The sequence below is a fragment of the Caballeronia choica genome (assembly GCF_001544535.1).
Taxonomy (GTDB): Bacteria; Pseudomonadota; Gammaproteobacteria; order Burkholderiales; family Burkholderiaceae; genus Caballeronia; species Caballeronia choica.
Genome location: NZ_FCON02000276.1, coordinates 1 through 5,652, shown reverse-complemented (window position 1 = coordinate 5,652; position 5,652 = coordinate 1). Strand labels below are relative to the sequence as shown.

The window sequence follows — 5,652 nt, the reverse complement described above, 5'->3', positions numbered from 1 at the left end:
TGCTTTCTTTGCTTACTTTCTTTGCAGCAGCAAAGAAAGTGAGTCCCGCCCCGGACAGGGGCAGAGCAAATAAACCAAAAGCAAAGCAAGTTCCATAGAAGCCCATGCGCATCAAACGGTGTAATTCCAAGCTCCCAACGGTGTAATTCCAAACTCCCAACGGTGTAATTCCAAACCCCCTTTAATCGAGTCGAACATGATATTTGCCCATTTCCCGCTGCGCGGTATGTCCCGCCGCGTGCGCGCCGCCGCTCTATTCATCGTGGCCGCCGCGACGCTGTCCTTCGCAGGACCCACGTTCGCCGATAGCCCGACGCTCAAGATCGGCACCGCGACAAGCCCGCAAATCGATGCATTGAAAGTCGCCGTGCGCGAAGCGAAAGAGCAGGGCCTCGACGTGAAGCTGATCGAATTCACCGACTGGAACACGCCGAACGCGGCGCTCGCGAACAAGGACATCGACGTCAACTACTTCCAGCACGTACCGTTTCTGGAGAACGCGAAGAAGCAGGGCGGCTACGACTTCGTGGCGATCGCGCCGGGGACCATCATGAAGATCGGCCTCTATTCGAAGAAAGTCACGCGCTTCGACCAGTTGAAAGACGGCGCGACCGTGGCGATCGCGAACGATCCGGTAAATGGCGGGCGCGGCCTGTTGCTGCTACAGCGCGCGGGCCTGATCAAACTGAAGCCCGGCGCGGACTATCGCGCGACGACGCTCGACATCGTCGACAACCCGAAGCACCTGAAGATCGTGCAGCTCGAAGCGTCGCAACTCGCGCGGTCGCTCGACGACGTCGATCTCGCGCAAGGCTATCCGAGCTTCATCAAGCTGGCGGGCACCGCCGATCCGAACAGCGCGCTGCTGTTCGACGGCGTCGAAAACAAACTCTTCGCGATCCAGTGGGTCGTGCGGCCGGAAAGCGTGAACGATCCGCGCATCCGCAAGTTCATCGCGATCTACCAGCATTCGCCCGCCGTGCGCGCCGCGCTCGACAAGGCGTTCGGCACGCTCTACGCGGTCGCGTGGTAACGCTTCGAGCGGAGGATGGAGTGATGGCGGACGTGATCATCGAAGAACCACGCGCGGACGAGGCGAGCCGCGCTGACGCAAGCAGCGACGCAGAGAGCGTCGTGTTCTCGGGCGTCGGCAAGGTGTTTGGCGGCGCGACGGCGGCATTGTCGAACGTCGATCTTTCCGTGACGCGCGGCGAAGTGTTCGGCATCATCGGACGCAGCGGCGCGGGCAAGTCCACGCTGCTGCGCCTCGTGAACGGGCTGGAAAAGCCGTCGAGCGGCGAAGTGCGCGTGAACGGCATCTCGGTTGGCGCACTCGACGAACGTGGCCTCGTTGCGTTGCGGCGGCGCATCGGCATGGTGTTCCAGCACTTCAATCTGCTGTCCGCGAAGACGGTGCGCGAGAACATCGCGTTGCCGCTGAAGATCGCAGGACGCCCGAAGCGCGAGATCGAGGCGAAGGTCGATGCGTTGCTCGAACTCGTCGGCTTGTCGGCGAAACGCGATGCGTATCCGCGCAGTCTTTCGGGCGGGCAGAAGCAGCGCGTGGGCATCGCGCGGGCGCTGGTCCACGATCCCGACCTGCTGCTCTGCGACGAAGCGACGTCCGCGCTCGACCCCGAGACGACGCAGCAAATCCTCGCGCTCCTGCGCGACATCAACCGGCGGCTCGGGCTGACGATCGTGCTCATCACGCACGAAATGGCCGTGATTCGCGAGGTCTGCGATTCGGTGGCGGTGATCGAGGCGGGCGAAGTCGTGGAAACCGGAGCCGTCTGGCGCGTGTTCGGCGATCCGCGTCATGCCGCGACGCAAGCGCTGTTGCGCACGCTCGTGCACGACCTGCCCGCCGATCTCGCCGCGCGCCTGGATTCCGTGCCGCGCGATCACGCGGACGTGCTGCTCGACGTGCGCTACACCGGCGAGTCGCGCCACGAGCCCGATCTCGGCGCGCTCGCGGTGGCGCTCGGCGCGCTCGGCGGCCGCGTGCATTTCGTGCATGGCGGCATCGACCGGATTCAGGGGCACGCGCAAGGGCGGCTCGTCGTGTCGGCGCAATTGCGCGCGAGTGGCGCCGATCAGGCGGGACTGCGCGCACATGTCGATGCGCTCGTCGCAGGTGCGCGTCGTCACGCGGACAAAGTGGAGGTGCTCGGCTATGTTTGAAATCTGGCTGCCCGAATTCATCGCGGCGATTCGCGATACGATCGTGATGGTCAGCGTCTCGGCGCTGGTCGCGCTCGTCGCCGGGATTCCGCTTGCGCTCGTGCTCGTCACGACGACGCGCGGCGGCATCTTCGAGCGGCCCGCCGTCAACTCGACGCTCGGCTCGCTGGTCAACGCGTTTCGCTCGACGCCGTTCATCATCCTGCTCGTTGCGCTGTTGCCGCTGACGCGGCTGATCGTCGGTACGACGATCGGCGTGTGGGCCGCGATCGTGCCGCTGTCGATCGCCGCGATCCCGTTCTTCGCGCGCATCGCGGAAGTGAGCCTGCGCGAGGTCGATCGCGGGCTGATCGAAGCGGCGCAGGCGATGGGCGCCGAGCGCCGGCACATCATCCGGCATGTCCTGCTGCCAGAAGCGTTGCCGGGCATTCTCGGCGGCTTCACGATCACGGTCGTCGCGATGATCGGCTCGTCGGCGATGGCGGGCGCGGTCGGCGCGGGCGGCCTCGGCGATCTCGCGATACGCTACGGCTATCAGCGCTTCGACACGACGGTCATGGTCACGGTGATCGTGCTGCTGATCGCGATTGTGAGCGTCGTGCAATGGGGCGGCGATCGACTGGTGCGCCGCATCACTCAACGTACGGGATAATCGCGATGTATCGCATCGATCTCGGAGAACGCATGAACGCTCCTCACGGACCCACCAGACTCGAACTGACCGAACTTGTCGCCGCGCTGCGCGAGACGGCCGAAGCGCGCGATCGCGAAGGCGGCCACGCGGCCCGCGAGAAGCAACTGATCGCCGATGCCGGGCTGCTCACGATCGCGGTGCCGCGCGAGTTTGGCGGCGAGGGCGCGCGCTGGGTCGACGTGTACGAGACGATTCGTGCGCTTGCCCGCGTCGACAGTGCGCTGGCGCATCTGCTCGGGTTCACCTGCCTGCAGGTCGTCAGCGTGACGGTGTGGGGCAACGAAGCGCAGCGCGAGCGCTACCTGCGCGGAACCGTTGCGCATCGCTGGTGGTGGGGCAACGCCGTGAATCCGCTCGATACGCGGCTGATCGCGCATGCGACGGGCGACGGCGGCTATCGTCTCAGCGGGCAGAAAGGCTTTTGCTCCGGTACGCGCGGCTCGCAGATGATGACGCTCTCCGCCCACGATCCGGCGACGGGCAAGCCGATTTTCGCCGTGGTGCCGACGACGCGCGCCGGCATCACGGTCCACGATGACTGGGACCCGGTCGGCCAGCGCCAGACCGACAGCGGCAGCGTCTCGTTCGACGATGTCGAACTGCGTGACGATGAAGTGCTGCATCGGTCGGAAGTCCCGCCGACGCCGCGCGCGACGCTGCGCACGCTCGTGTCGCAACTGGTGCTGACCAATCTCTTTGTCGGGATCGCGGAGGGCGCGCTTCAGGAGGCGCGGGACTACGTCGCGAAGAACGGGCGGCCGTGGATTCATTCGAACGTGACGCGCGCCGCCGACGATCCTTATCAACTGCATCGCTTCGCCGAGATGCGGCTGAAGGCGGTGAGCGCCGAAGCGCTCGCGACGCGCGCAGCTCAGGCGCTCGATGCCGCGTGGGAGCGCGGCGATTCACTCGAAGCCGGGGAGCGCGCGGAAGTGGCGCTGGCCGTCGCGGAGGCGAAGGTGCTGGCGCATCGGGCGGCGCTCGATGTGAGCCAGTCGCTCTTCGATGCCTGCGGCGCGCGGGCGACGCACGGGCCACTCGCGCTCGACCGGTTCTGGCGCAATGCGCGCGTCCATACGCTGCACGATCCGCTCGATTACAAGTTGCGCGATATCGGGCGCTTTGCGCTTTCCGGCGTGTTGCCCGAGGCTAACCTGTACAGTTGACGCTTCAAGCCGCGAGCAAGCCCACCGTCTGCAATACGAGCCACAGATTCGCCGCGCTGATCACGCCGAACAGCATCCACACGAGGCCCTTCGTCAGCGCTCGATTCGCGAATTCGCCCATCAGCGCGCGGTCGCTCGTCATGCGGATCAGCGGATAAAGCGCGAACGGCAATTGCAGGCTCAACACCACCTGGCTCGCGACGAGCAGCTTGCCGACCGCGCCGTTTCCCATCACGCCCACGCCGATCAGCGCCGGAATCAGCGCGAGCGCGCGCGTCACGAAGCGCCGCTGGTAGCACGGAATCTTCAGTTTCAGGAAGCCTTCCATGATGACCTGGCCCGCGATCGTGCCGGTGAACGTCGAACTCTGGCCCGAGGCGAGCAGCGTCACCGCGAACAGGATCGCGGCGAGCCCGCTGCCGACGATCGGCGCAAGGAGCCGGTACGCGTCCTCGATTTCGGTGACCTGCGTATGCCCCGTCGCATGAAACGCCGACGCCGCCAGGATCAGGATCGCCGCGTTGATCAATAGCGCGAGAAAGAGCGCAGCGATCGTATCGACGCGCGAGAGCCGGATCGCCGACAGAAGGCTCGCCGGCGTGCGCGCCACGACGCGCGTCTGCACGATCGACGAATGCAGATACAAGTTGTGCGGCATCACGGTCGCGCCGAGAATGCCGATCGCGAGATAGAGCGGCTCGCGCCCGGAGAGCGCCTGCCACGACGGCACGAGCCCGGCCACGACCGACGGCCAGTGCGGCTTCGCCAGCACCAGTTCGACGACATAGCCGAGCCCGATCGTCGCGATCAGGCCGAGCATGATCGCTTCGAGATCGCGGAAGTTCTTGCCCTTCAGGCCGAGCACGATCAGCGTGTCGAAGGCGGTGAAGATCACGCCCCACATCAGCGAGCAGCCGAACAGCAAGTGGAATGCGAGCGCGCCGCCGAGCACTTCGGCGAGATCGCACGCGATGATCGATATTTCCGCCAATATCCACTGCACGCGCGCGACCGGCTTCGAATAGCGTTCGCTCGACAGTTGCGCGAGGTCGCGTCCCGTCACGATCCCAAGGCGCATGGCGAGGCATTGCAGCGCCATCGCGGCGAGGCTCGACAGCACGACCACGAACAGCAGGCTGTAACCGTAGCGCGAGCCGGCTTCGATGTCGGTGGCCCAGTTGCCGGGGTCCATATAGCCGATCGATACGAGCAGGCCCGGTCCGGCGAATTGCGCGATTTTTTTCCAGAACGGCGCGCCGGCGGGAATGTCGACGGAGCCTTTGACTTCCGATGGGCAGAACGGCGCGGTGGCGGTGGTCGGCAGCTTGAACGGCACGTGTGAGGTCCCGAGTCGGTTCGATGACAATGACAACGACGACGGCCCGCGAACGCGACACCGTTCGCTTCGGGTCAAGGCATTATTGTCGAAAACGGCGGGAGTGGGGCCGGGTCATCGCACCAGCAGAGAATGCGGGCGCGCAAAAATGCAAAAAGCCCGCCGACGATCTGGCGAGCCTGCAAATATCGAAATCGAAAGTAAATAACGGTAGCGGCAATGCGGGTTGTCCACCGCCCGAAGACGGCCCTCGAAGAACACCCCTTGCCGCT

General features: G+C 65.3%; 6 protein-coding genes. 5 read left to right on the top strand and 1 reads right to left on the bottom strand.

Annotation, left to right across the window (positions count from 1 at the left end; translation table 11 throughout):
* The first annotated feature begins 196 nt into the window (after positions 1–196).
* The 4 genes from AWB68_RS42175 to AWB68_RS42160 are packed head-to-tail and all read left to right on the top strand — an operon-like array spanning position 197 to position 4,044.
* Positions 197–1,033 (top strand): MetQ/NlpA family ABC transporter substrate-binding protein, encoded by an 837-nt coding sequence (locus AWB68_RS42175; protein WP_087650067.1) that lies wholly within the window; start codon positions 197–199, stop codon positions 1,031–1,033.
* A gap of 23 nt (positions 1,034–1,056) precedes the next feature.
* Positions 1,057–2,184 carry a methionine ABC transporter ATP-binding protein gene (locus tag AWB68_RS42170; RefSeq protein WP_087650066.1) on the top strand — a complete coding sequence of 376 codons (1,128 nt, stop codon included), beginning with the start codon at positions 1,057–1,059 and terminating at the stop codon, positions 2,182–2,184.
* Positions 2,177–2,836 (top strand): methionine ABC transporter permease, encoded by a 660-nt coding sequence (locus AWB68_RS42165; RefSeq protein WP_087650065.1) that lies wholly within the window; start codon positions 2,177–2,179, stop codon positions 2,834–2,836. The genes AWB68_RS42170 and AWB68_RS42165 overlap by 8 nt, the downstream gene beginning before the upstream one ends.
* A gap of 32 nt (positions 2,837–2,868) precedes the next feature.
* Positions 2,869–4,044, top strand: a complete 1,176-nt coding sequence (locus AWB68_RS42160) for an acyl-CoA dehydrogenase family protein (RefSeq protein ID WP_200828949.1) — start codon at positions 2,869–2,871, stop codon at positions 4,042–4,044.
* Between the two features lie 4 nt (positions 4,045–4,048).
* On the opposite strand, the gene AWB68_RS42155 is transcribed toward AWB68_RS42160, so the two are convergent.
* Complete coding sequence (locus AWB68_RS42155; RefSeq protein WP_087650063.1) at positions 4,049–5,380, bottom strand: Nramp family divalent metal transporter; 1,332 nt, start codon at positions 5,378–5,380, stop codon at positions 4,049–4,051.
* 23 nt (positions 5,381–5,403) lie between these two features.
* Here AWB68_RS42155 and AWB68_RS50320 point away from each other — a divergent pair.
* Positions 5,404–5,652: hypothetical protein (locus AWB68_RS50320; RefSeq protein WP_235028813.1), on the top strand; the 249-nt coding region annotated here is incomplete at its 3' end.

What these genes read in the sequence shown, in the direction of transcription:
- AWB68_RS42175 (WP_087650067.1), top strand. Translation starts at nt 197, where the DNA reads ATGATATTTGCCCATTTCCCGCTGCGCGGTATGTCCCGCCGCGTGCGC.
- AWB68_RS42170 (WP_087650066.1), top strand. Translation starts at nt 1,057, where the DNA reads ATGGCGGACGTGATCATCGAAGAACCACGCGCGGACGAGGCGAGCCGC.
- AWB68_RS42165 (WP_087650065.1), top strand. Translation starts at nt 2,177, where the DNA reads ATGTTTGAAATCTGGCTGCCCGAATTCATCGCGGCGATTCGCGATACG.
- AWB68_RS42160 (WP_200828949.1), top strand. Translation starts at nt 2,869, where the DNA reads ATGAACGCTCCTCACGGACCCACCAGACTCGAACTGACCGAACTTGTC.